Origin of the sequence: Micromonospora sp. NPDC005367, from assembly GCF_040606825.1 — a bacterium.
Classification (GTDB): Bacteria; Actinomycetota; Actinomycetes; order Mycobacteriales; family Micromonosporaceae; genus Micromonospora.
Window position 1 is genome coordinate 1 of record NZ_JBEXFP010000055.1, and the last position, 24,002, is coordinate 24,002.

The following is a 24,002-nucleotide window of genomic DNA, read 5'->3' on the forward strand; positions in this document are numbered from 1 at the left end:
CAACCCGAATCGATCAACCGCGCCGAGGTCACGGCCAAGACCCACCCAAGCCGCACAACCCACCCCAGCGGCCAGCCACCCCACACCCGACGCACAGTCAACTCGACCTCCTTGATGTCGGGGCATCCCCGCGCCCGGGACACCCCGACATCACGGAACCCGAGTCGATCAACGCCCAGGGACCACCCACACGACCCCAACCCGAATCGATCAACCGCGCCGAGGTCACGGCCAAGACCCACCCAAGCCGCACAACCCACCCCAGCGGCCAGCCACCCCACACCCGACGCACGGTCAACTCGACATCCACGAAATCGGGGCATCCCCATGCCCGGGACACACCGACATCAAAGAACCCGAGTCGATCAATCGGGTCGGCGCCAAACGGCTCGACCCGAGCCGAACAACCGGCTCGGAACCACCCACACGGTCCGACCCGAGTCGATCAGCCGATCAGGGCCGTCGCCGTTCGCCACGCACGCGCCGGCGCCCGCCGGAGGGAATCCGACGGGCGCCAGCCTCATTCATGTCCGGGCTTTGCCCGGACGGTCATTTCTCAGTGCGACCCCATGAAGCGCTGACGGCGGCGCCACGCGAAGGTCATGAGCAGCAGTACAGCGCCCGCGCCGACCAGGCCACCACCGACCTTCATCGGGGTGCCCAGGCTGTCGCCCGTGACGGGCAGCGGCGGCGGCTGGCGGTGGTCCACCACCCGCAGCTGGGTGGAAGCACTGCGGCCGGTCTCCCGGCCGGTAGCGGTGATGGTCAGCAGACCCGTCACCGACGGCTTGAACTTCCGAGTGAACTCGCCCCTGCTGTTGGTGTAGACGTCAGCCGGCGTGTTCGGCGCGAAGGCCACCGGCGCCATGGCGACTGTGCTGCCGTCGCTGCGCCGGGCCGGCGCCTGGTTCGCGGCGGGTGCCGCGATCGGAGTCCCGGTGACGGTGAAGTCCACCCACTCGCGCGATTCGCCCTCGCGCGCACCGCCGAAACCGCGGCCGGTGAGCACAACCGTCTCGCCGAGGAAGATCTCCGGATCGTCGACGGTCAGCGCGGGCTGCTGGGGCGTGTACGGCGGTGGCTGCGGTGGGTCGGTGGTGACGCCTGGCGCTGGCGGCTGCGGCTGTGCCGCCCCCGCTGCGGTCGGCACGGCCACCACGGCCAGACCGACCGTGAGCGCCATGATGATGCGGGATAGCCGCATGGTTGGTTCCCTCCTACTGGTCACAGCTTGGTGCGGTATCTACTTGGGTGGTCCATGGGGTGGCTGTGGGCGTTAACCACAGCTCGGCCTCGCCGGTGCCGATCTTCTTTCCGGTCAGGACGGTGAGCTCCAAGGTCCGGCTGGCGCCGGGCCGGACGTCCACGCTCGCCGTCGCGACCTGGCGGCCGCGTTCGGCGCCGACTCCGACCGCCGACTCGGTACCGTCGAGCCGGCTGTCGAGCACCGCTCCGCCCGTCGGCGTGAAGACCGACACCAAGGTGCGGACGGTGTACGGGTCACCCGCCATGCCGAGGCCGAGAACCGAGTCGCTGAGACCGGTCTTCGGCGCCATCGACTGGAGCGTCACCCGTAGCCGGAGCTCGCGGCGCCCGTCGGACCGGCAGTCGCCGACCGTCAAAGTTGCCGCCGGCCGCAGGTAGTAGCCGAGCTTCGCGCCGCTGCCGTCGTTGAGGAACACGCCGACCGTCGGCACGGTGTCCTGTTCCGGAAGGGTCCCGGCCAGCCGGCTGTCGCCGAACTGTCGTTGCTCTTCCGGTCGGGCACTCCAGAACAATATCCGGCGTTCGGTGACAGCACGGTCGAATGCGGACAACAACACCTTCGGGTCTACATTCTTCGTAAAAAAGGCGTCGAAGACCGCGGCCGCCGCAGCGGAGAAGAAGGCGTCCTGCTTCTCGGGTTCGAGTCGCTGGTACGTCTCGTTGAGCAGCGTCCGTACCGCCGTGTCGGACGCCAGCGGCACACCACCCGGCACCATCACCGGCCCGGTCGCCTTGAGCAGATAAGACAGCACCACCGGGTCCACCGCCAGCACACCGTCGACCTTCGTGCCGGTCCTGCGGTCGAACATGTCGCGGTAGAGCGCGGCGGCGGTCGGGAAGTGTGGTGTGAGGTTCACGTCGGCCGGATACATGCCCGGCAGATCGGCCCAGAGCGCGCGAACCTCCTTCGGTACGCGCAGCGGCGGGTTGAACTGCCCCAGCGAGGCGCTGCTGCCCTGCCGTCCCATCTGGACCCGGCCGTCCTTCGCCTCGATCAGGGCGTACGCGCCGAACATGCCACCGGTGGCGCGCAGCTCGGCGGGGTTCTGCGAGACCAACAGGTAACGTCGCGGGCCGTCGGCTCCGAGCAGCGTCGGCAGCAGGCGAGCGCCCTGATCGGCCGCCGCGGTCATCGCCGCCAGGCGATCGATCTCCCCGCGCAGGTCGGTGAGGGCCTGGCGGACCTGACTGACCAGGCCGTCGTCCGCGACCGCAGCCAACTCCTGCCGGGTCTGCTGGATGGTCCGGTTGACCTCGGCAAGGTCGGCGGAGACGGTACGCAGCTGACCGACGTCGAGCCGTCCTTCGTCCGGTACCAGGTTGGACAGGTCGACGCGGAGCAGGGCCGGGAAGGCGCGCCGGGCCAGATCGTCGACGGTCACCGCGATCTGCCGTACCGCGCCGAGGTTGTCCCCGGCGAGTGGCGTATGCCGGCCGAGCGCCCATCCGGGGTCGTCGGTGGCGGACCGGGCGGCTCCGGACTGTTCCTGGAGAGCGGCCAGCGTGCGACGGGCGCGGTCGGTGTCACCGGCCACGACCTGGGCGCTGAGTTCGCGGGCCAGCCCGGCGGCGTTGAGCAGGTGGGCGCGCGCCTGCCAGCCCCGGAGGCCGACCCAGCCGCCGGCCAGCAGCAGCAGCGAGACGACCACCAGTCCGGCGAGCAGTGCCCGGCGCAGGCGAGCCCGTCTGCGCCGCCGGGACCGGCTGCGCCGTCGCCGCGGCTTTTCGCTCTCCGTCACGCCACACTCCTCCCTGGAACCGGACAGAAGGCCCATTACTCCACTGTTCTTAACACCCGTCACGAGGAGAACGTGACGTTATGGCGGATCTTCGCCGCTATGCGAGGTTCGTTCGGGTGAATTCAGGCCGGTGTGCGGGTTCGGGCCACCTCACGCAGCAGCCGTTCCATCCGGTCCACGCCCGCCGGCAACGACATCTCCCGCAGGTACGCCTCTCGCCCCCGCCGGCCCATGTCGGAGCGCGCGGACGGCGGAATGGTCGCGGCCAGCCAGAAGCGGTCGGCGAGGCTGGCCCAGTCCTCGGGCGGGCAGGAGAGCCCGGCTCGCGCCCGTTCCACCAGGTCGGCGGTGTCGCCGCCTGCGGAGACGAGTACGGGCGCCGCGCAGGAGAGCGCGGCCTGCAGTTTGCCGGGCACGCTGCCCCGCAGCTCGGGCAGATCGCGCAGCATCACCAGCTGGTAGTCCGCGGCGGCGTAGAGATCCGACATGTCCAGCGGCGAACGCCGCTCGACGAACCGGACGTTCTCGGCGCGCAGCTCGGCGGCGAGCCCCCGCACCCGCCGCTCGTCCGCGCCGGAGCCGACCAGAACCAGGTCGGTGGTGCTGTCCAACGCCGCCGCCGCTCGTACCGCCGTCTCCAGACCCTGCCGGGCGCCGATGGTCCCGGCGTGCATCACGACGCACCGCCCGTCTCGGCGCACCAGTTGCCTGGCCTCCGCGCTCGGCCGCGCCGGGTGGAAGATCCGCTCGTCGGTCCAGTTGAGCAGCACCGAGACCCGCTCCGGGTCGGCGCCCGCCGCGACCACGAGATCGCGCATCGACGGCGCGGTAACGGCGATCCGGTCCGCGGCGCGGAAGGCCCGAGCCATCGCCGAGCCGATCCTGGCCGTCCACCTTTCGTCGCCGGGTGGCGCGTCCTCGGGCAGGACGTCCTGCACGTGCAGCACGGTGGGCACCCGCCCGATCAGTCGCGGCACGCTCGCCGCCGCGAAGCTGGTGGCGGGGAGTTGGAACACGTAGAGCACGTCGATGCCGGCGAGGAATCGTCGGGCCACCAGCGCGGCACTGCCGGCGAAGGAGAGGTAGCTGGTCAGCCGGGCGCGGGTGGAGGCCTCGCCGTCGGCGACGTACCGAGGGACGCGGCGCACCGACAGCCGTTCGTTGCGGGTCTCGTGCCGCCACCGCTGCCGCCAACCCGGGTACGCCTGCCCACCCGGGTAGTCCGGGAAGCCGGTCAGGACACGGACCTCGTGCCCCCGCGCCGCCAGCTCCTCCGCCAGGCTGCCGGGGATGAAGGCCGGCTCCGGCGGAAAATGGTACGACAAGATCCCGACCTTCATCGGGTCCCCACCGCCGTCCGGTTCGCCGCCGTCGGCGCGGCAGCGCGGCCGGCGGCCGAGGGACGCGCGTACGATTCGGGCAACCCCTCAGCGTCCGGCCGCGACCGCCGGCGCTCCTCCGTCGCGGCGGCACCGCCCGCGACGGCACCGACGAGAGGGGTTCTGATGACCGACCGGGTGCTGTTCGTCTGCCACGCCAACCTGTGCCGGTCCCCGATGGCCGAGTACCTGGCACGCAAGGTGCTGGCCGGGCGGCCGGTGACGGTGCAGAGCGCCGGTACCGACGCGGTGGAGGGCCTGTCGATGCACCCGTACGCCGCGGACATCGTTGCGGAGACCGGCGCCGACCCGACGGACTTCCGCAGCCATCGGCTCCGTGCCGAGCACCTGGTCGGCGCCACGCTCGTACTCACGGCTACCCGCCGCCAGCGCTCGGTCTGCACGGGGCTGGCGCCATCGGTGCTGCACCGGACGTTCACGCTGCGCCAGTTCGGCCGGCTGGCCGCCGCCGCGGAGCCGCCCGAGGACCCGGCCGGCGACGCCCTGCGCGCCGCCGTCGAAGCCGCCGCCCTGGCCCGGGGGCGGCTGCAACCCGCCGCCCCCGGCACTGACGACCTCCGGGACCCGATCGGCGGCACCGCCGCGGACTTCCGCCGCTGCGCCGAGGAGATCGAACAGTCGATACGACCCCTCGCCGCGCTCATCGTGGCAGCCGGGTGAGTTCCTGTGTGCGGTCGCTGACACCGATCGTCCCGCCCTCCTCGCTGTGCCGGGCGGTGCCGACCGGCTCTGCGGGCACCTCGGGAGTCTCCGTCGCGGCGACCACCCGGTAGGCCTCGTACTGGTACGCCTCGGCCTTGGGCATCTTGGCCATGTTGAGCACGCAACCGAGCAACCGCACCGACACCGCGTGCAGCGCTCGGGACGCGGCGGCCACCTGGGTCCGCGACGTGCGGCCCTGCTGGCTGACTACTAGGGCTCCGTCGGCCTGGACCGCCACGACGACGCCGTCGGTCACGGCGAGCAGCGGCGCGGTGTCGATGATGACGATGTCCGCGGATTCCCGTAGGGCGAGCAGCAGGTCCGCCATCGCCTTCGAGCCGAGCAGTTCGCTCGGGTTCGGCGGCGCGGAGCCGCTGGGCAGCACCAGCAGCGACTTGTCGCCCCAGCGCTGGACCACGTCGCCGACCTGAACGTCTCCGACCAGCACGTCGGTGAGCCCGACGCCGGCGTCGATGCCCAGGTACTCGTCCACCTTCGGCCGGCGCAGGTCGGCGTCGACGAGCAGGACACGCCAGCCCGCCTCGGCCAGCGCGATGGCCAGGTTGCAGGAGAGAGTGGTCTTCCCCTCCCCTTGCAGGGCGCTCGTGACCGCGATGACCCGGGCCGGCTCGTGCACGTCGACGAAGCGCAGGTTCGTACGCAGCTTGCGGATCGCCTCGGCGCGGGACGAGTTCGCCGCCTCGCCGACGATCAGCGGCGCGGACTTGGCACCGGCCTCGAACGGGATCTCGCCGAGCAGTGGACTGCCGGTCGCCCGCTGGAGGCCGGCCGCGTCGCGCAGTCGCACGTCCGCCACGCCGCGCAGGATGGCCAGGCCGATGCCGAGCAGCAGGCCGATGATCCCGCCGAGCGTCATGTTGCGCACCGGCTGGGGTGACACCGGGCTGGAGCTCACCCGGGGGCCGCTCACCACCTCGATCTTGAGGGGGGCCGTGCCCTCCGGTGGGGTCTCGACCTTCTGCACGAGTTCGACGAACTTCGTCGAGAGCGTCTCGGTCACCCGCAGCGCGCGGGTCTGGTCGGTGTCCGTCACCGATGCCCGCAGCAGGACCGTGCCCGCCTCGGTGGAGGTGGTGACCCGCCGCTGCACCTCGTCGGCGGTGAGGCCGACGGGGTTCTCGGCGACCACGCTCTGCGCGAGCCGGTCACTGGTCAGCAGGTCGGCGTACGACTTGACGCGCTGCTGAAGGAAGAGGCCACCCTGGTAGGCGTCCGTGACCCCCTGGTTCGGGGTGGTGACGAAGAAGGTGACGGAGGCTTCGTACCGGGGCTGGGCCCGGACGGTGAGGAACGCACTGACACCCAGGGCCACCATCACGGTGACCAGCGCGACCCACCAGTGCCGACGCACGTGGCGCAGTTGGCGGAGCAGGTCCATCAGGTGCGCCTCCGTACCGGACCGGTAACGCCAAAGAACTTCACGAAAACCCCCAAGGTCGTCTTCAACTCGTGAAACCATTAAAGCGGCTCATACGGCTTATGTCCGGAGTTGCGCGTTTTTGGCAACGCCGTGTGCCCGAATTACCAACCAGGGAAAGACCCGTTCGGCATCGGGCGGGCCGGTGGAAAAAGTGGACGGGCCGCCCGACACGGTTACCTGGCGCGCGAATCCAGCGCGCACGGACGCCGCCGACACGCGCAGCATGTCGGCGGCGAAAGAGGACGCGCAAAGGACGGACGCCGAAACGGCCTCACGTCGCCGCAGCTCAGCGCCGCGGCGACGGATCGTCAGAATGGTGGCGCACCGAGGGTCGACCGCCGTTCAGGCGGGACGCTCTCCCGCCGCCCGGACAGGGTCACCGGGCCGCCGGCGGCCGGCGACGACGATCGAGAAAGGCCGCCGAAATCGCCCCTCGACCCGGCCGCCCGTCGAGATCGACTCGCCTTCCGCGAGGTCGGGGTGTTCAGGTGACCGGGACACCCCGACCTCGATGAGTTCCGGATCAGGGCCCGGCGAGGACCGGCCCGTGCCGATCGGCGTCCCGGGCGTAGGGGTCAGCGCCGCTCCTCGGCCCCGTGTTCGTCGTCGGTCTCCTCGTAGAGCGCCTCGGCGGCCGGCTCGGTGAGATCGTCGCCCGGCACCGCCACCTGCTCGGCGCGGTCCTGCTCGTCGGCCCGCCCACCCGGCGGCGGCTCGGGGGCGGTGGCGCCGCCGGCGAAGCCGTACTCGTTGGGCTCGTCGTGCCTACTCATCTGGTCACCCTCCCGGATTCTCCCGCTTCGCCTCCACCGCCAACGGTAGGTGGTGATCCTCTGTCCCGCAGCGGGGCGGGGATTGTCGGCGTGGCCACGGGCTGGCGTTGCTGAGCGAGGCCCAGACCAGCTGGCGCAGCAGGATGATGGCCGCGGCGGCGGCCAAGGCGTGCCAGCTGCGGCCGGTGGCGAGCCGCAGCACCCCGGCGGCGGTCAGCAGGTCGAGCAGCACCCGCACGGCCGGCAGCGGCCGGCCGCCGCCGACCAGCACGGCCGCCCCGGAGAGCAGCGCAAGCCCGGTGACCACGGCGACCAGCAGCGACGTCATGTCTTCCGCTCCTCGTCGCCCACCTGCCGCTGCTCGGTGCGGATCTCCCGGCCGAGGAAGTAGTTGAGCACGGTACGAATGGTGGCGATCGCCGCCAGCTGCCCGATCTGGTCGAACGTCGGCGACACCGCCGTACGCAGGATGTCCGCCGCGAGCTGGAACTCCAGCCCGAGCGTGAGAAATCGACCGAGGCTGAGCCTGATCGGGGTGAACACGGCGGCGGTGCGGCGCCGCAGCCCCTCGACCACGAACCGCACCGCCGCGAGAACCGCCCCGACGAAAATGATCAGAGCGCCGGCCACCTCCACCACGGCGACCAGCACTTGGTCTGCGTGGCGCAGGAACCCCTCCACCTCCATCCCGGGCCGTTACCCGGCGGTGACAGGGGTAGTCGACGGTCAGGTCAGCTTGACGACGGCCTCGAGGATGAGCCACAGGCCGGAGATCGCGAAGAGCGCGGCCGCGCCGTACTGGATGACCTTCTCGGGCAGCCGGCGACCGAGCAGCCGGCCCACCAGGATCGCCAGCGCGTCCGCGGCGACCATGCCCACCGTCGAGCCGATCCAGGTACCGACCCAACCGTGCTGGGTCGCCAGGGTGATGGTGGCGAGCATCGTCTTGTCACCCAGCTCGGCGAGGAAGAACGCCACCCCGACGGTGATGATCGCCGACCGGGTGGCCTTCTCCGCCTTGCGCCGCTCCGCCTCGGTGAGCGTGTCGCCGCGCAGGGTCCAGGCGGCGAAGCCGAGGAACGCGACGCCGGCGATCAGCGAGATCCAGTCCGTCGGTAGCACCGAGCCGAGACCGGCGCCGATGGCCACCGACGCGAGGTGCACCACCGTGGTGGCGACCGTGATGCCGATCAGCACCGTCACCGGTTTGAACCGCGTGGCGAAGGCCAGCGCCATCAGCTGGCTCTTGTCGCCCAACTCGGCCACGAAGATGACGCCGAAGCTGAGCACCAGCGCGGCGAGGAATCCTTCCATGACACCCTTCCCGATCATGCCGGGAGGAGGTACAGGGGCGCCCTCGACCCGGCTGCAACAGCCCGAGTCGAAGGTCTCGCCCGCCCCGCCCGAAGCGGGGCCGCGTGGCCGGATGCGCGACGCACCAGTATGTCGACCACGACATTGGGGGCTACTCCCCTTCGCGGGACCGAGCTTAACCGATCGGCCGGCGAACCTGCGGCACGGGTGACCGGAGCCCGCCCGAACGCGCGGCGAAGAGTGGCCGACCTCGCGCCTGGGCGGCGGACCGCGCGGTCGAGCGGATCAGACGGCCCTGGCCAACGTGGCGCCGAAGAGCTCGTCCGGGTCGGTCCAGAACGTCCGGCCGGCGAATCCCGCGGCCGTGAGCTCCGCCGCCAACCCCTCCGGGCGGAACTTCGCGGAGACCTCGGTACGCAGCTCCTCGCCCGCGGCGAACGCCACCTCGAGATCCAGGTCGGCGATCCGGACCCGCATCGGCCGGTCCGCGCGCAACCGCATCTCGATCCACTCGTGCGTCGCGTCCCACCGCACCACGTGGGTGAAGGCCGAAGGGTCGAAGTCCGCTCCGAGCTCCCGGTTGATCACCCGCAGCACGTTGCGGTTGAACTCGGCGGTCACCCCGGCGGCGTCGTCGTACGCGGGAACGATGATCGACGGGTCCTTGACCAGGTCGGTGCCGATGAGAAGCCAGTCGCCGGACTCCAGCGCGGCCCGCATCCCGGCGAGGAACGCCGCCCGCTCGGCGGGGAGCAGGTTGCCGATCGTGCCGCCCAGGAACAGCACCAGCCGCCGCCCGCCCGCGGGCAGCCGGTCCAGGTGCCGGGTGAAGTCCCCGACGATGCCGCGTACCCGCAGGCCGGGGTAGTCCGCGGCGATCCGCGCGGTGGAGCCGCGCAGCGCGCTGGCCGAGACGTCCAGCGGAACGAAGGTGCCCAGCCCACCCCGGTCGGTGAGGGCGTCCAGCAGGAGCCTGGTCTTCTCGGACGAGCCGGATCCCAGCTCGATGAGGGTCTTCGCAGCGGTCAGCTCCGCGATGGCCGGCGCCCGTGCGGCCAGCACCACCCGTTCGGCCCGGGTCTGGTAGTACTCGGGCAGCCGGGTGATCTCCTCGAAGAGTTCGCTGCCCCGCGCGTCGTAGAACCACTTCGGCGGCAGCCACTTCGGCTGCGCGGTGAGCCCGACGCGGACATCCTCGCGCAGCCCCCGGGCCAGGTCCTGCTCTTCGAGATGGATCTCCAGTGGCTCGGCGCTCATCTGGCGGCACTCCCTTCACATGGATCGATGGACCTTGCACCGGAACCGTGGGTCGTGCTCACGTGAGCGGGCGCAGCCGCACCCGCCCGGCGGTTGCCGTCACCAGCTGCCCGTCGGGCACCTCGCGCCAGCCGGGCTCGTCGTCGTGCGGCTCGGAGGCGAGCAGCACCGCCTCCGAGCTCGCGCGCACCGACAGCGCGTGCCCGAGCACGCTGGCCACCGCGACGCGCCCGTCGGTGAGCAGCACGTTGAGTCGGGACCCGGGTGCCGCCTCGGCGACCGCCCGGACCGTCGCGGCCACGGCGTCGGCCGCCTCCGCGCCGGCTCGCAGCCGGTGCCGCACCAGCGCCCAGAGCAGCGCCGAGTCGGTGCTCGCGTCCAGGGTGAGCAGGTCGCGTACGGGCAGCTCGGCGGCGAGCGGCACGATCGTGTCGGGCCAGCCCCGGATCACCCCGTTGTGGCTGAACAACCAGCGCCCCTCGGCGAACGGTGCGGCCGCGCCGTCGAGCACCGCCATACCGACGGTGGCGGAGCGGACGGCGGCCAGCACCGCGCCCGCCGACGTCACCTCGGCCAGCTGCGCGATCGTCGGGTCGCTCCAGATCGGCTGGGCACGCCGGTACCGCACCGGTTCGCCGTCGCCCGGGTACCAGCCGATCCCGAAGCCGTCGGCGTTGATGGTGCCCCCGCCGCGCATGTCGCGCGGCGCCCACGACTGCCGTACCAGAGAGAAGGGCGGGTCGAACAGCAGCCGCGCGAGGCTGACCGGCGGCCCCAGGTAGACGAGGTGTCGACACATCAGGCGGACACCGTCACGGCCGCGACTCCTCCGGCCGGGCATCCCGGGCGCAGCGGAAACCGCTGAAGATCTGCCGGCGGATCGGGAAGTCCCAGTTGCGGAACGTGCCCCGGCACGCGGCCCGGTCGGTGCCGAACGACCCACCGCGCAGCACCCGGTACTCGTCGCCGAAGAACACCTCGGAGTACTCCCGGTAGGGGAACGCGGTGAACCCCGGGTGCCCCCGGAAGGTGCTGGACGTCCATTCCCAGACATCCCCGATCAGCTGGTGCACGCCGAGCGGTGACGCCCCGTCCGGGTACGCGCCCACCGGAGCCGGCCACAGGTGGTGCTGGCCGAGGTTGGCGTGCGCAGGGGTGGGATCGTCCTCGCCCCACGGGTATCGCCGGGAGCGACCGGTGGCCGGGTCCCAGCGGGCGGCCTTCTCCCACTCCGCCTCGGTGGGCAGGCGCCCGCCGGCCCAGGACGCGTACGCCTGCGCCTCGTACCAGCAGACGTGCACCACCGGTTCGTCGTCGCGAACCGGCGCCCACCGGCCGAACCGCCGGCAGCGCCAGCCGTCGCCGTCGCGGCACCAGTGCATCGGCGCGGACAGTTCGGCCGTCACCCGGTGCGCCCAGCCGGCGGCGCTCCACCAGCGCGGGTCGTCGTAGCCGCCGTCGACGATGAACCGCCGGTACTGGCCGTTCGTCACCGGGGTCGCGTCGATGGCGTACGCGGGCAGGTCGACGCGGTGCGCGGGGCGCTCGTTGTCCAGCGCCCACGGGTCCGTGTCGGTGCCCATGGTGAACGCGCCGGCGGGGATCAGCACCTCCCCGCCGACCGGTGCCCGCGGCTCGGGCGGCGGCGGGGCGTGCAGCACGGGCGGCCCGGAGCGCAGCTGGTGGGTGGCGAGCATCGTCTCGTCGTGCTGCTGCTCGTGCTGCACGATCATTCCGAACGCGAAGCCGTCGGCCACCAGCCGGCCGTCCGTGAACCGGACCCGGCCGAGCAGGTCGTACACCTTGTCCCGGACGGTCGTGAGGTAGGCCCGGGCCTCACCGGGGGGCAGCAGCGGCAGGGACGGCCGGTCCCTGCGCGGCTGCTTGAACGCGTCGTAGAGATCGTCGATGTCCTGCCGGACCGGCGGACGGCCACCCACGTCGCGCACGAGCCACAGTTCCTCCTGGTTGCCGACGTGGGCGAGGTCCCAGACCAGCGGGGACATCAGCGGTGAGTGCTGCCGCATCAGGTCGGCGTCGTCGACCACGTCGGTCAGCAGCGCGGTACGCGCCCTCGTGCGCCCCAGCTCGGCCGCGATCCGATCGCGCAGCTGCTCGGTACCGATCCGGTCGATGCTCGTGTCGGTCACCGGTCTCCCCTCTCCGCGGCGGCCCGTCGCCGTCGTACGTCTCGGTGGATCTCCTCGTTCAGGTCGGGTGGCAGGTCGAGTCGGGGCAGCGCCGCCAGCGCCAGGTCGAGCAGGCGTGCCGCGACGGTGGCGAGCGCCCGGTCGGCCAGCCCGGCGCGGGCCGCGTCCCGCCACCGATGCCCGACGGGTGCGCTGAGCAGGTACGCGGCGTGCAGCGTCTCCGCGTCGGCGAAGAGCGCGGCCAGCACCGCCAGCGGGATCGCCCAGTCCCGGCCCGGCTGGGCGTCCAGGTAGCGCAGCTCGAGATAGCCGCGCGGCCGTACGGGTGGGAAGAGCGTGCTCACGTGGTAGTCGAGATCGTCGGTGGTCGGCGGTCGCGGGAGCGCCCCCGCGAGCCAGTCGGCGAAGGTGACGTCGCGCGGCGGCGTCCAGTCGGAGCCGGCGGTACGCAGGCAGAGCAACGGCGCGGCGAGGACGTAGCTGGTCCACGCGGCCACCGGGTCGTCGTCCGGTCGCGCCGGCGACCAGACCGGGCCGGTGCGGGACGGGTCGATCGCCAACCAGGCACCCATGCGGGACGAGGCCCAGCCGGTGGGGCGTCCGGCGTGATGGTCGGAGGTGGCGAACAACGCGAGCAGTGGCGGCCCGACGGCGTGCGCCACGGCCCAGCGCAGCGGCACCTGCTCGGACTCACCGGCGTCCAGGCAGATCTGCAGGCCGGCGGTGCAGTACATCATCGTGCGGCCGGCTCGGCCGCGCCGGTCGAAGACACGGCGCATGGCCCGATAGCGGGGAGTGTCGAGTGCGGGATGCGGCTCCCGGTGCGGATCGATGCCGCTGCCGCCGAGGGTCAGCCCCGCGCGTCGTAGCAGGCCGCTCACCTGTGCGATGTCGGTCTCGGTGGCGCGGACGAGGGCGCCGATCGAGGTGTGCGGCGGGGTGGAGAGCTCCAGTTGCCCGCCCGGCTCGAGGCTCATCACGCTGCCCTGTCGCAGCGGGTGCGCCGGGGTCGCCTCGTCGAGCAGTACGGGGCTGTGTCGCCCCAACGCAGCCCGAAGCCGCGCCCGGTCGATCCGGCGGGTGGGGTCGGCGGCGTCGTGCACGGTCCATTCCAGCTCCATGCCGGTGCGCGTCGGCGGACCGGTCTTGAAGCAGATGCGCGCGAGGTGGCGGGCCGCGGCATCGGCCTCGCGCAGGATCGCACCGCGATCGAGCTCGGGTGACGTCACCAATTGCGGCCCCCTCCCGCACCGGCATCCGGACCGGGTGTCACCGTAACGGCACCCTGCGACACTTCGGGCCGACGTGCGGGCCCGTCAACCTTTGTCTAGCAGACCGTTGGCGGGCGGCCGGCGTAAACAGCCGCGCGGGTAGCGCGGCGGGGGCCACCGCCGGCACGGGAACCGACTGCCGGTTCTCGCCGGAGACGGCCGCACGCGGCGTCGGCCGGCCCGGCGTGCCAGCTTGCCGGCGGGTCGTCTACCGCGCGCCGACCGGATCTCACGCGCGCGTTCGGGCCGATCTCACGGTCGCGTTCGAGTAGATCTCAGGGCCGCGTTCGGGCCGATCTCACGGCCGCGTTCGACCGGCGAGCTGCGCCGTCCTCTCGCCGTTGCCGTTCTCCTCGCCCATGCCGTTCTCCTCGCCCATGCCGTTCTCCTCGCCCGTGCCGTTCTCCTCGCCCATGCCGGTCTCCCGGCTCCCGGCCGGGCCCTGACCGTTCCCGTCGCCCTGCCCCTTCCCGTTCCCCTGCCCCTTGCCCATCCTGCTCCCGTCACCCTTGCCCGTGCCGTTTACGGCCCCGGTGGCGTCGGCGGACGGGGCCGGCACCACACCCCGGCAGTACGCCTCGACCCGGCCCGCCCCGCCGGCCGCCTCGACCAGCGGCTGGAACCCGGCCGCGGTGAGCGCCTTCTCCCGCTCGGCCGGCTTCTTCGCCAGGTACGCCCGGCACAACCCGACCAGCGCGCCGCGCTGCTCGGTGGCGTCGGCCGGCCGGCTGGGGCTCGTGCTCGGCTCGGCGGTCGCGGACCCGTCCGGCCCACCCGTGGACGTACCGCCGGCGGGCTCGCTGTCGGCGGGGCCGGCGGTGCTGGGCGTCGGGCTGACCGAGGTGGGCGGGGTGGGCGGTACAGGCGGCTTCTCCAGGGTGGCCGCCGCGAAGGCCACCCCCGCCGTCGCGGTGACGAGCACGCCGGCGCCCCAGGCCAGTGCGCCCGCCGTGAATCCGGGCCGCCGACGGGCAGCCGAAGTCGCCGGGGCCGTGCGGGCCGCCCGGAAGGCAGTCATCGCGGCCTGCTCCCCCGCCAGTTCGTCCGGACGTGCCGGAGCCGCCGCGGCGGCGAGCAGATCCGCGAGCGGATCCGGCGGCCCGCCCGCCTCGGTGGGCGTGCCCGCCCGGACCGCGTCGAGGAGCCGGTCGGCCTCGGCGCGGTCGGCGAGCCGATCCGGCCGGCGACCGTCGCTCATTCTGAACTCCCCCACGTCAACCATCCGCCGGTTCGGCACGCGGCGTACGCCGGCGCAACTCGCGACGCGGATGGGGCGGCACCGCATCGTCCGCCACGGCCGGGCTCTGGTCCGCCTCGCGACCTCGTTGCTCCAGCAGCTCGGCGAGTCTCCGCAGCCCACGGTGGGCGGCGGTACGCACCGCGCCCGCCCGGCGACCGAGCACCCGACCGGCGGTCTCCGCGTCGAGGCCGATCACCGCGCGCAGCAGGACCGCCTCCGCCTCCCGGGGCGGCAGGGTGGCGATCAGCGCGAGCGCGGCCTCGGTGCCGATGCTCTCCCCGGCCCGCTCCTCGGTGTCGGCGTCCCCGGCCAGGTCGGTGAGCGCCTGCACGGGCACCGGCAGGGACGGGCGGCGACGTTGCCGGCGCAGGTGGTCCATGGCTCGGTTACGGGCGATCGTGACGGCCCAGGCGCGGAACTCGCCGCCGGTGAAGCTGGGCAGATCCCGGGAGATCTGCAACCAGGTCTCCGACGCGACGTCCTCCGCATCGGCACCGACCAGCGCGGTCAGGTAACGCAACAGACCCGGCTGGAGGCTCCGGTAGAGGAAACGGAAGGCGTCCTCGTCACCGGAGCGCGCCTTCGCGACCGCGTCGCTCAGTTCAGCGGTCATGCCGTCGCCGATCGGAAGTCGCCGGACGGCATCGGGCCTCCGGGACGGGCGGAGCGCCGCACTCTCCGGTTCGCGGACCGGGCCTGTTCCCGCACCTCTTCCAGCCCTCCGCTGACCCTTCCGTGCCCGCGGCCGCGGCGGCCCGGTCGGTACGTCCGGGCACCGCGACGAGGGACGTCGACGCAACGTCACAACGGCGTCATCATGCGGCCCGAGTTCGGGCCAACGTTAGGATCGGGCCACCGCGCCGACAAGGCGACGGCACGTCACAGAAGAGTGACAATTATCAACCGCCTTCTCCCGCGTGTCGGCGTAACGATTTCCGGCCCTCGTACGCCGGGCCGGCGCGGTCGTCGCCCGCGGGGGGACCGGGCGGGGCCTCGGGGCGGGATGCGCGCGCAGCGTGATCAGCTGGTCGTCGACGCGTCACGAAGCGGTGGTGAGGGGCGGGTTCGGCGCCGCGGAGCCGGCGCCGAGCGCGGGACTGCGCCGTGCGTGCCCAGCAACGGGTCTGGGTACGGTAATCCCGTGCTGTCATCGGAGGTCGTACTCAGCGGTCGGTACCGCCTGGACGAACGCGTCGCCACCGGCGGCATGGGCGACGTCTGGCGGGGCACGGACCAGATCCTCGGCCGGCAGGTCGCGGTCAAGGTGCTGCTGCCGGCGCTGGTGTCCGACCCCGACTTCATCGCCCGGTTCCGGGCCGAGGCACGCATCATGGCCGCCCTGCGGCATCCGGGCATCGTGCAGGTCTTCGACTGCGGCGAGGACGACCTGCCCGACGGCAGCCGGGCCGACTACCTGGTCATGGAGTTCGTCGACGGCGAGCCGCTGTCCAAGCGGATCGAGGCGGCCGGGAAACTCGGCGTCGCCGAGACGATGTCGATCGTCGCGCAGGCGGCGCAGGCACTGAACGCCGCGCACCGCGGCGGCATCGTGCACCGCGACGTCAAGCCGAGCAACCTGATCGTGCAGGAGGACGGATCCGTCGTCCTGGTCGACTTCGGGGTGGCCCGGTCGACCAACGTCACGAGCATCACGAGCACGAACGCGGTGCCCGGCACGGCGCTCTACATGGCACCCGAGCAGGCCGCCGGGCGACCGGTCAGCGGCGCCACCGACATCTACGCGCTCGGCGCGGTCACCTACTGCTGTCTCACCGGCACACCGCCGTTCACCGGGGACAACCCGCTGCAGGTGGCCGTACGGCACCTGGACGACGAACCACCCGAACTGCCGCACGACATCCCGGAGGCCGTCCGGGCCCTGGTCTCGCGTGCCCTGGCCAAGGACCCGGCCGACCGGTTCAGCAGCGGTGCGGCGATGGCCGAGGCGGCGCGTACCGCGGTGACCGGCGACGCCGGACCGACCGCCATGGTCTCGGTGGCTCCGCTGCGTGGCGCCGGTCCGGACACGCAGGCCGAACTCGACCCGGGCGCCGTGGTTGCCGCCGCACGCGGCCGGCGTGGGCGGCCGGCCCTGCTGGGTGCCGGCGCGGCCGTGCTGATCGCGGTGGTCGGGCTGGCCGCGGCGCTCGGTGCGGCCAAGTACGCCGGGGACGCCCCGGCGGTCGAGCTCACCCCGACCACGCCGGCGGTCACAGCCAGTGCGGACGTCGAACTTCCTATCGCTAACGACGTGACGCCCACCGACCGGAAGCGACCCAACCGGCCCACCACTCCCCGCACGAGCGCGCCGACGTCGACCAGCCCGAGTCCGAGCGTGCAGCCGAGCCAGTCCGCCAGTCCGGAGTCGCCGACTCCGACCACTAGCGAGCCGACGCCAACCGAGTCGGCCCCGGAACCCCCCACGCAGACGCCGTCGACGACCGAACCGAGCACCACGCCGAGCACCCCGACCGGCGGTGACGGCGGGCAGGGCGGAAAGGACTGACCGGCCGAAGGAGGCCAGCGCGCGGGTGACGGGGGCGGGCAGCCGGATGCCCGACAGACCTCACCCGTCCCGATATCCCCAAAACGGACGTACGGCAGCAGACAGCACCCTACGCTCCAAGCAGGTCTTTTCCCCGTCTGCACCGGGAGCTTGGGTGAGCGCTGAGAAGTTGGTCGTGATCGGCCAGGGTTACGTCGGACTGCCACTCGCCATGCGGGCCGTCGAGGCCGGCCTGAACGTGGTCGGGCTCGACGTCGACGGCGACCGGATCAAGCGACTTGCCTCGGGTGAGTCGTTCGTGGAGGACATCACCGCCGACCGGCTCGGCCGGGCGTTGAGCTCCGGTCGGTACCTGCCGAGCACCGAGTACACCGATGCCGAAGGCTTCGACATCTGCGTGATCACTGTGCCCACCCCGCTGCGCGACGGCACGCCGGACCTGAGCTTCGTCGAGCAGGCCGGCATCGGCATCGGCCCGTACCTCCGGCCGGGCTGCACCGTCGTCCTGGAGTCCACCACCTACCCCGGCACCACCGAGGAGCTGCTGCGGCCGCTGCTCGAGTCGGCGAGCGGGCTGAGCAGCCCCGGCGACTTCCACCTGGGCTACAGCCCGGAGCGGATCGACCCCGGCAACCCCGTCTGGCGGCTGGAGAACACCGCGAAGGTGGTCTCCGGTGTGGACGCCGAGTCGCTCGCCCGGGTCGACGGCTTCTACCGGCGGATCGTCGAGCGCACGGTGCCCGTCGACTCGACCCGCGTGGCGGAGCTGACCAAGCTGATAGAGAACACCTTCCGCCAGGTCAACATCGCTCTGATCAACGAGCTGACCATGCTCTCGCACCATCTGGACATCGACGTCTGGCAGGCGATCGAGGCGGCAGAGACCAAGCCCTTCGGGTTCATGCCGTTCCGGCCCGGTCCCGGGGTGGGCGGGCACTGCCTCCCGATCGACCCGTGTTACCTGTCCTGGCAGGTGAAGCGGCGGTTGGGCCGGCAGTTCCGCTTCATCGAGCTGGCCAACGACGTCAACCACGAGATGCCCGAGCACGTGACGCAGCGGGTGATGACCGGACTGAACCGGCGGGGCCGCGCGATCAGCGGTTCCCGGCTGCTGCTGTTGGGGCTCGCGTACAAGCGGAACACCGGCGACATGCGCGACTCCCCCGCCGTCGATGTGGCCCAGCGGTTGCAGGCGCTGGGCGCGGACGTACGCGCCGTGGAGCCGTACGCCGAACCGCACCACATCCCCGGCGGTGTGGTCGTCGTGACCCTCACCGAACGGGAGGTCCGGGAGGCGGACGCGGTGGTCGTGGTGACCGACCACGACGTGTTCGACTACGACCTGGTGACCCGGCACGCCCGCTACGTCTTCGACACCCGCAACCGCTGCTCCGGCGACGTGGTCGAGCGGCTCTAGACCGGCACCGCCGGTGCGGTCCCGTCAGCGTCGACGGGACCGCACCGGCGTTGTCACAGGTCGGCGGCGTCACAGGTCGGCGAGCGCCTCCACCACCGGGCGAGACAGTGCCCGGCGCGCCGGCAACACCGAGGCGAGCAGCGCCGTCACCACCGCAACCCCGAGGATCAGGGCGAGCTGGCCGACCGGCAGGACCACGTGGAAGTCCCCGCCCAGGCGATCCAGCATCGCCATCGCGGCGGCGCTCACCCCGGTACCGAGCCCCAGCCCGAGCAGCGCCCCGACCGCCGCCATGAGCATCGCCTCTACGGCGAGCATGACCCGCATCCGCCCCCGGGTCAGCCCGATCGCGCGCAGCACGGCGTTCTCCCGGGTGCGCTCCAGAACCGAAAGGCTCAACGTGTTCGCCACGCCGACCAGGGCGATCACCACGGCCAACCCGAGCAGCGCGGTGACGAGCGCGAGCACCATGTCCACGGTGCCGGTGAGCATCTTCTTGTACGCACCCTGGTCCATCAGGTTGACGGTCGGGTAGCGGGCGAGCACCGACTCGATCGCGGCCCGCGCCTGCCCGGCGTCCACGCCGTCGGCCGGATCGACCTCCGCCAGGTAGCCGCGCTCGGCGGGGAAGACTGCGGTGAAATCGGCGTCGGTCATATCGATGACGTGTCCCGCTGACACCCCGCTGCCCGCTGCGGGCCGGCTGTCGTCGTCCACCACCGCGGCCACCCGGAACGTCCGGCTCTTGACGGTGACCGAGTCGCCCACGTCCCAGCCTCGTGCCGCAGCCAGCTCCCGGTGCACCAGCACCGTACCGGGACCGAACCGGCTCAGGTCCCCCGCCGCCGCGGCGAGCGTCCGGCCTACGAGCGCGGGGTGGGCGGCGCGCACCTCGACCCCGCCGGTCACCGCGGCCCGCTGCTCGTGCACCACCCCGAGCTCCGGCCGAGCCGTCAGCGCCGCGGCGAGCCCGGCGGGCAGGTCCCCCCCGATCCCGGTGACCACGTAGTCCACCCCGATCTGAGCGTCCACGCTGCGCTCGATGCCGTCCTTCGTGCTGTGCGCGCCGACCACGAAGGCCGACACCAGGCCGATGCCGATCACCAGGGCGGTGCTGGTCGCCGCGATCCGCCGGGGGTTGCGTACGGCGTTGGCCACGGCCAGCCCGCCGCTCGCCCCGATCAACCGGCGCAATGGCCAGCCGACGATCCGCGCCAGTGCCGGAACGAGCACCGGACCGAAGAGGACGATGCCGAAGAAGGCGAGCACGCCACCCAGCGCCACCAGCACCACCTGGCCGGCGACGACCGCGCCGAACAGTGCGGCGATCCCCGCGATCAGCACCAGCGCGCCGGCGGCGAGCCGGAACCGCCCGGCCGGACGGGTCGACTGCAGGTCGGCATCGGTGAGCGCGGCGATCGGGGCGACGTGGGTGCCGTGCCAGGCCGGCAGCAGCGAAGCGCCGACGGTCAACAGCACGCCGAGCAGCATGCTGACCAGCACGGTTCCCGGGGCTAGGGTGATCGAGGCGCCGATCGGGGCGGTCGTCCGGGACAGCAGCGCGGCCAGCCCGGCGGCCAGGCCCGCGCCGAGCAGCACACCGAGCGCGGAGGCGACCAGGCCGACCACCGCCGACTCCAGCACGGCCGCCAGGAAGACCTGCCTGCGGGTAGCGCCGACCACCCGCAGCAGCGCCGTCTGACGGGTGCGCTGGGCCAGCACGATCGCGAAGGTGTTCGCGATGACGAAACCGGCCACCACGACGGCGACCGCGACGAAGGTGAGCAGCGCCATGGTGAACTGCCGGGCGTTGCGGACCGCGTCCTCGACCGCGTCGTCGAGGATCTGCTGGCGGGTCTTCACCGTCGCGTCCGCGCCGGCGACCGCGGCGAGGCGGCCGGTCAGGGCCGCCTCGTCGGTGCCGGGACGGGTGGCGACCATGATCCGCTCGTACCCCTTCATCCCGGTCACAGCCAGCGCGTCCGGGCCGACCATCCCGATGAACGGCCCGCCGACGTCGCGGTTGGTTCCGGCCACGTCGACCGTGCCGACCAGGGTGTACGGGCGGGCCACGCCCTCAGCGCCGCCGATGCGTACCGGCGCGCCGATGGTGAAGTCCTCCCGCGCCACCGTCTTCGCGTCCAGCACCACCTCGGCGGGGCGGTCCGGCAGCCGGCCGGCGACCACGTCGTACGAGCGCAGCGCCGGGTCGGTGGGTATGGCGGCGAGGACGGCGTAGCCGAGCACGGGGCGGCCGTCCGAGCCGACGATCCCGCCGGTGCCGACCAGCTCGCCCGCCGCGGCGGCCACCCCGTCGACCGCGCGGACCCGGTCGACCGTGGCGGGCGAGAGGGGCTCCTTCTCCGCGTACAGGCCGGCGTCGGTGTGCCGGTCGAAGGTGCCGGCCCGCTCGTACGCGCCGGTGCTCAGGGCGTCATCGAGGATAAGCGTGCCGGCGATGAACGCGACGCCCAGCACGACGGCCAGCGTGGAGAGCAGCCTCCGCAGCGCCTCGGCGCGCAGTGAACGCAGGGTCAACCCCAACATCCCGGTCACCGCCCGACCGAGCGGGCCCGGACGGCGCCGGCCGGATCGAGCCCGGCGAGCGTGTCGAGCACCTGGTCGGCGCTGGGTGCCGTGAGGTCGTGGACCAGCCTGCCGTCGGCGAGGAGGACCACCCGGTCGGCGCGTGCGGCGGCCACCGGGTCGTGCGTCACCATGATCACGCTCTGGCCGAGGGTGTGGACGGCCTCCCGGAGCAGGCGGAGCACGTCCGCGCCGGCGCGGGAGTCGAGGTTGCCGGTCGGCTCGTCCGCGAAGACCACCCAGGGCCGGGTGATCAGCGCACGGGCGATCGCGACCCGCTGCTGCTGGCCGCCGGAGAGCTCCGCGGGCCGGTGCCGCAGGCGGTCGGTGAGCCCCACGGCCGCCACCACCTGGCGCAGCCAGTCCCGGTCGGGGCGCCGTCCGGCGATGGCCAGCGGCAGGACGATGTTCTCCTCGGCGGTCAGCGCGGGCAGCAGGTTGAACTTCTGGAAGACGAACCCGACCCGGTCCCGGCGCAGCAGGGTGAGCCGCCGGTCGTCGAGGCGGTCGAGGTCGACGTCGCCGATGCGCACCGAGCCGGCGCTGGGCCGGTCCAGCCCGGCCAGGCAGTGCAGCAGCGTGGACTTTCCCGAGCCCGACGGGCCCATGATGGCGGTGAACCGACCGGCGGCGAAGTCCAGGTCGACGCCGTCGAGGGCGACGACGGCGGCCGGGCCGTCGCCGTACCGCTTGCTCAGGCCGCAGGCGCTGACGGCTACACCACCGAAGCCGGACTGCTGGTCGGCGACGGCGGTTGCGGGAGATGAGACGCGCAACGTGTTGCTCCCGATGGAGAGGGACGATCAAGACCTCTCCGACGCTATGGACCGGCTGGCCGGACCGGCTCCACCCGCGCGCTCGACCTCGATACGCCCCGGGTCGCCCCTGATCAGGGGCACCCGTACGACTCAGGTCGTACGCGGTCAGACGCCGGGTACGACCAGCCCGCTCTCGTACGCGTACACGACGGCCTGCACCCGGTCCCGGAGCTGGAGTTTGGCGAGGATCCGCCCGACGTGGGTCTTCACTGTCGCCTCCGCGACGTGCACCCGGGCGGCGATCTCCGAATTGGACAGCCCCTGCGCCACCAGCAGCAGGATCTCCCGTTCCCGCTCGGTGAGCTGGGCCACCCGTGGGTCCTCGGTGGGCCCGGGGCCGAGCCGGTCGGCGAACCGGTCGAGCAGCCGCCGGGTGATCGAAGGCGCGACCACCGAGTCACCCTGGGCGACCACCCGGATCGCCGCGAGCAACTCCTCCGGTGGCACGTTCTTGAGCAGGAAGCCACTCGCCCCGGCCTGGAGGGCGGCGAAGGCGTCCGCCTCGGTGTCGAAGGTGGTCAGCACGAGAACCCGGGGCGGGCCCGGGGGTCGCCCCGCGCAGAGCCGCCGGGTCGCCTCGACGCCGTCCATGGTCGGCATCCGGATGTCCATCACCACCACGTCGGCCTCGACCCGGTCGAGCACCCGCAGCGCGTCCGCCCCGTCGATGGCCTCACCGACCACCTCCAGGTCGGGCTGCGAGTCGAGCACCATCCGGAAGCCGGCGCGCACCAGCGCCTGGTCGTCGACGATCACCACCCGGGTCGTCATGCCACGATCACCTCCGTCATCCCGGCGTTCGACGGTAGCGGCAGTCGTACGTCGAGCTGCCAGCCTCCGGCCGGCCGGGCCCCGGCGGCGAGGGTGCCGTCGTACACCCCGACCCGCTCCCGCATGCCGATCAGGCCGTGCCCGCCGGCGGGCGTCGGGTTGACAGCCGGCCGGCCCTGCCCGTCGTCGACCACCCGGACGATCACGTCGTCCGCGCCGTACTCGAGGGTCAGCTCCACCTCGGCCCCGACGCCGGCGTGCTTGAGCACGTTGGTCAACGCCTCCTGCGCGACGCGGTAGACGGTGAGCTCGAGCCCGGCCGGGAGCGCGGTCGGCTCGCCGGTGACGGTGTGCCGGACCCGCAGGCCCGCGGCGCGGAACCGGTCGAGCAGGGCGGGCAGTTCGGCGAGCGCGAGACGTCGGCGCTCCGGGTCGCCACCGACCCGCGCGTCGTCGGGTTCGGTCCCGGCCGTCGCCTCCGGTGGACTCGGTTCCCGCAGTACGCCCACCAAGCGCCGCATCTCCTCCAATGCCTGCCGGCCGGTGTCGGCGACCACTCTCACCGCCTGACGGGCGGCCTCCGGGTCCCGGTCGAGCATGAACCGGGCGCCGTCGGCCTGAACGATCATGACGGCCATGCTGTGCGCCACCACGTCGTGCAGTTCCCGGGCGATCCGGGTGCGCTCGCCGGCGACCGCCGCACGCGCCTCGGCCTCCCGTTCCCGTTCGAGCGTCGCGGCCCGCTCCTCGAGGCTGAGCACGTAGAGCCGGCGGGTACGCACGTTCAGCCCGACCAGCCAGACCGCCCCGGTGACCAGCCCGAGAACGATCGCGCTCCCCCACCACCGCCCGCCGTTCTCGATCTGGAGTGCGGCGGGCACCGCCCCGGCCAGGGCGCCGATCCCGGCGAGTACCGCGTCGCGGAGCCGGTCGGCGTACTTCACCACGCTGTAGAGCGCCACGAGCACCGCGAGGTCGATCGGGAGCGGTCCCCAACCGGCGATCAGCTGGACCACCCCGAGCGCCCCGACGAACGCGGCCACGGCGAACGGGCGCGAGCGGCGGAACAGCAGCGCGACCGCCATCCCGACGCCGATCAGGGCGGTCTTCCAGCCACCCGGCTGGGCCACCACCGCGACGAGACCGAAGAACAGCACCAGCCCGGAGACGAGGACGTCGAAGGCGATACTGCGCACCGGGCAGCCGAAGATCGTGCGGGACACGGTCACCCAGCGTACGCGTCGGGAGGGACGTCGACCGTCACCGTGGTCGCGTTCGCTCCTGTTCGAGGCTCGCCGGACCGGCTCTGTGCACGGTCCCGCGCGCCGGCCCAGGTCGCTCGGGCGACCGC

21 protein-coding genes are annotated in these 24,002 nt (G+C 72.8%); 3 read left to right on the forward strand and 18 right to left on the reverse strand.

The annotated features are described in order from the left end of the window. Window positions 1–556: 556 nt before the first annotated feature. The 3 genes from ABZS42_RS27395 to ABZS42_RS27405 form a co-directional block, all read right to left on the reverse strand. Window positions 557–1,204 carry a hypothetical protein gene (locus ABZS42_RS27395; protein ID WP_355150021.1) on the reverse strand — a complete coding sequence of 216 codons (648 nt, stop codon included), beginning with the start codon at window positions 1,202–1,204 and terminating at the stop codon, window positions 557–559. 13 nt (window positions 1,205–1,217) lie between these two features. After that, complete coding sequence (locus tag ABZS42_RS27400) at window positions 1,218–3,005, reverse strand: DUF4012 domain-containing protein (protein ID WP_355150023.1); 1,788 nt, start codon at window positions 3,003–3,005, stop codon at window positions 1,218–1,220. Window positions 3,006–3,127: 122 nt separating this feature from the next. Next, on the reverse strand, window positions 3,128–4,345 hold the full coding sequence (locus tag ABZS42_RS27405) for a glycosyltransferase family 4 protein (protein ID WP_355150025.1): 1,218 nt from the start codon (window positions 4,343–4,345) through the stop codon (window positions 3,128–3,130). 165 nt (window positions 4,346–4,510) lie between these two features. On the opposite strand from ABZS42_RS27405, the gene ABZS42_RS27410 reads away from it, so the two are divergent. Continuing rightward, window positions 4,511–5,065 (forward strand): low molecular weight phosphatase family protein, encoded by a 555-nt coding sequence (locus tag ABZS42_RS27410; protein ID WP_355150027.1) that lies wholly within the window; start codon window positions 4,511–4,513, stop codon window positions 5,063–5,065. On the opposite strand, the gene ABZS42_RS27415 is transcribed toward ABZS42_RS27410, so the two are convergent. From ABZS42_RS27415 to ABZS42_RS27465, 11 genes are all read right to left on the reverse strand, one after another. Continuing rightward, on the reverse strand, window positions 5,046–6,506 hold the full coding sequence (locus ABZS42_RS27415) for a polysaccharide biosynthesis tyrosine autokinase (protein WP_355150029.1): 1,461 nt from the start codon (window positions 6,504–6,506) through the stop codon (window positions 5,046–5,048). The genes ABZS42_RS27410 and ABZS42_RS27415 overlap by 20 nt on opposite strands. Window positions 6,507–7,123: 617 nt before the next feature. Further along, the gene (locus tag ABZS42_RS27420) at window positions 7,124–7,321 is read right to left on the reverse strand and encodes a hypothetical protein (protein WP_355150031.1); all 198 of its coding nucleotides are present in this window, start codon (window positions 7,319–7,321) and stop codon (window positions 7,124–7,126) included. A gap of 4 nt (window positions 7,322–7,325) precedes the next feature. Beyond that, a complete protein-coding gene (locus tag ABZS42_RS27425; RefSeq protein WP_355150033.1) occupies window positions 7,326–7,649 on the reverse strand; it encodes a hypothetical protein in 324 nt (107 codons plus the stop codon). Beyond that, entirely contained in the window at window positions 7,646–8,008 is a 363-nt protein-coding gene (locus tag ABZS42_RS27430; RefSeq protein ID WP_355150034.1) for a DUF1622 domain-containing protein, read from the reverse strand. Before ABZS42_RS27430 ends, ABZS42_RS27425 begins: the two co-directional genes overlap by 4 nt. Before the next feature lie 39 nt (window positions 8,009–8,047). Further along, window positions 8,048–8,635, reverse strand: a complete 588-nt coding sequence (locus ABZS42_RS27435; protein WP_355150086.1) for a TMEM165/GDT1 family protein — start codon at window positions 8,633–8,635, stop codon at window positions 8,048–8,050. Window positions 8,636–8,920: 285 nt separating this feature from the next. Then, complete coding sequence (egtD, locus tag ABZS42_RS27440) at window positions 8,921–9,892, reverse strand: L-histidine N(alpha)-methyltransferase (protein ID WP_355150036.1); 972 nt, start codon at window positions 9,890–9,892, stop codon at window positions 8,921–8,923. 58 nt (window positions 9,893–9,950) lie between these two features. Next, window positions 9,951–10,691, reverse strand: coding sequence for an ergothioneine biosynthesis protein EgtC (egtC, locus tag ABZS42_RS27445; RefSeq protein WP_355150038.1), 741 nt, complete (start codon window positions 10,689–10,691; stop codon window positions 9,951–9,953). 13 nt (window positions 10,692–10,704) lie between these two features. Continuing rightward, entirely contained in the window at window positions 10,705–12,042 is a 1,338-nt protein-coding gene (gene egtB, locus ABZS42_RS27450; protein ID WP_355150040.1) for an ergothioneine biosynthesis protein EgtB, read from the reverse strand. After that, on the reverse strand, window positions 12,039–13,274 hold the full coding sequence (egtA, locus tag ABZS42_RS27455; protein WP_355150042.1) for an ergothioneine biosynthesis glutamate--cysteine ligase EgtA: 1,236 nt from the start codon (window positions 13,272–13,274) through the stop codon (window positions 12,039–12,041). Before egtA ends, egtB begins: the two co-directional genes overlap by 4 nt. 337 nt (window positions 13,275–13,611) lie before the next feature. Beyond that, the gene (locus tag ABZS42_RS27460; protein WP_355150044.1) at window positions 13,612–14,511 is read right to left on the reverse strand and encodes a hypothetical protein; all 900 of its coding nucleotides are present in this window, start codon (window positions 14,509–14,511) and stop codon (window positions 13,612–13,614) included. Between the two features lie 16 nt (window positions 14,512–14,527). Next, window positions 14,528–15,166: an RNA polymerase sigma factor gene (locus tag ABZS42_RS27465; RefSeq protein ID WP_355150046.1), complete on the reverse strand. Its 639-nt coding sequence runs from the start codon at window positions 15,164–15,166 to the stop codon at window positions 14,528–14,530. Between the two features lie 528 nt (window positions 15,167–15,694). Between ABZS42_RS27465 and ABZS42_RS27470 the strand changes: the two genes are divergently transcribed. Then, window positions 15,695–17,059 carry a protein kinase gene (locus ABZS42_RS27470; protein ID WP_355150048.1) on the forward strand — a complete coding sequence of 455 codons (1,365 nt, stop codon included), beginning with the start codon at window positions 15,695–15,697 and terminating at the stop codon, window positions 17,057–17,059. A 154-nt stretch (window positions 17,060–17,213) separates the two neighbouring features. Continuing rightward, the gene (locus ABZS42_RS27475; protein WP_355150050.1) at window positions 17,214–18,476 is read left to right on the forward strand and encodes a nucleotide sugar dehydrogenase; all 1,263 of its coding nucleotides are present in this window, start codon (window positions 17,214–17,216) and stop codon (window positions 18,474–18,476) included. Window positions 18,477–18,545: 69 nt separating this feature from the next. On the opposite strand, the gene ABZS42_RS27480 is transcribed toward ABZS42_RS27475, so the two are convergent. The 4 genes from ABZS42_RS27480 to ABZS42_RS27495 all read right to left on the reverse strand — a co-directional run bounded on the left by ABZS42_RS27480 (window position 18,546) and on the right by ABZS42_RS27495 (window position 23,880). Further along, window positions 18,546–21,023, reverse strand: a complete 2,478-nt coding sequence (locus ABZS42_RS27480) for an FtsX-like permease family protein (RefSeq protein WP_355150052.1) — start codon at window positions 21,021–21,023, stop codon at window positions 18,546–18,548. Window positions 21,024–21,028: 5 nt separating this feature from the next. After that, the gene (locus tag ABZS42_RS27485) at window positions 21,029–21,760 is read right to left on the reverse strand and encodes an ABC transporter ATP-binding protein (protein ID WP_355150088.1); all 732 of its coding nucleotides are present in this window, start codon (window positions 21,758–21,760) and stop codon (window positions 21,029–21,031) included. Between the two features lie 225 nt (window positions 21,761–21,985). Beyond that, on the reverse strand, window positions 21,986–22,651 hold the full coding sequence (locus ABZS42_RS27490) for a response regulator transcription factor (protein ID WP_355150054.1): 666 nt from the start codon (window positions 22,649–22,651) through the stop codon (window positions 21,986–21,988). Beyond that, the gene (locus ABZS42_RS27495; protein ID WP_355150056.1) at window positions 22,648–23,880 is read right to left on the reverse strand and encodes a histidine kinase; all 1,233 of its coding nucleotides are present in this window, start codon (window positions 23,878–23,880) and stop codon (window positions 22,648–22,650) included. The genes ABZS42_RS27490 and ABZS42_RS27495 overlap by 4 nt, the downstream gene beginning before the upstream one ends. Window positions 23,881–24,002: the final 122 nt, after the last annotated feature.

Bases quoted from the DNA above. Each gene is read 5' to 3' on its own strand.
- ABZS42_RS27395 (WP_355150021.1), bottom strand. From the start codon at position 1,204: ATGCGGCTATCCCGCATCATCATGGCGCTCACGGTCGGTCTGGCCGTG.
- ABZS42_RS27405 (WP_355150025.1), bottom strand. From the start codon at position 4,345: ATGAAGGTCGGGATCTTGTCGTACCATTTTCCGCCGGAGCCGGCCTTC.
- ABZS42_RS27410 (WP_355150027.1), top strand. From the start codon at position 4,511: ATGACCGACCGGGTGCTGTTCGTCTGCCACGCCAACCTGTGCCGGTCC.
- ABZS42_RS27415 (WP_355150029.1), bottom strand. From the start codon at position 6,506: ATGGACCTGCTCCGCCAACTGCGCCACGTGCGTCGGCACTGGTGGGTC.
- ABZS42_RS27420 (WP_355150031.1), bottom strand. From the start codon at position 7,321: ATGAGTAGGCACGACGAGCCCAACGAGTACGGCTTCGCCGGCGGCGCC.
- ABZS42_RS27425 (WP_355150033.1), bottom strand. From the start codon at position 7,649: ATGACGTCGCTGCTGGTCGCCGTGGTCACCGGGCTTGCGCTGCTCTCC.
- ABZS42_RS27430 (WP_355150034.1), bottom strand. From the start codon at position 8,008: ATGGAGGTGGAGGGGTTCCTGCGCCACGCAGACCAAGTGCTGGTCGCC.
- ABZS42_RS27435 (WP_355150086.1), bottom strand. From the start codon at position 8,635: ATGGAAGGATTCCTCGCCGCGCTGGTGCTCAGCTTCGGCGTCATCTTC.
- egtD (WP_355150036.1), bottom strand. From the start codon at position 9,892: ATGAGCGCCGAGCCACTGGAGATCCATCTCGAAGAGCAGGACCTGGCC.
- egtC (WP_355150038.1), bottom strand. From the start codon at position 10,691: ATGTGTCGACACCTCGTCTACCTGGGGCCGCCGGTCAGCCTCGCGCGG.
- ABZS42_RS27460 (WP_355150044.1), bottom strand. From the start codon at position 14,511: ATGAGCGACGGTCGCCGGCCGGATCGGCTCGCCGACCGCGCCGAGGCC.
- ABZS42_RS27465 (WP_355150046.1), bottom strand. From the start codon at position 15,166: ATGACCGCTGAACTGAGCGACGCGGTCGCGAAGGCGCGCTCCGGTGAC.
- ABZS42_RS27480 (WP_355150052.1), bottom strand. From the start codon at position 21,023: ATGTTGGGGTTGACCCTGCGTTCACTGCGCGCCGAGGCGCTGCGGAGG.
- ABZS42_RS27490 (WP_355150054.1), bottom strand. From the start codon at position 22,651: ATGACGACCCGGGTGGTGATCGTCGACGACCAGGCGCTGGTGCGCGCC.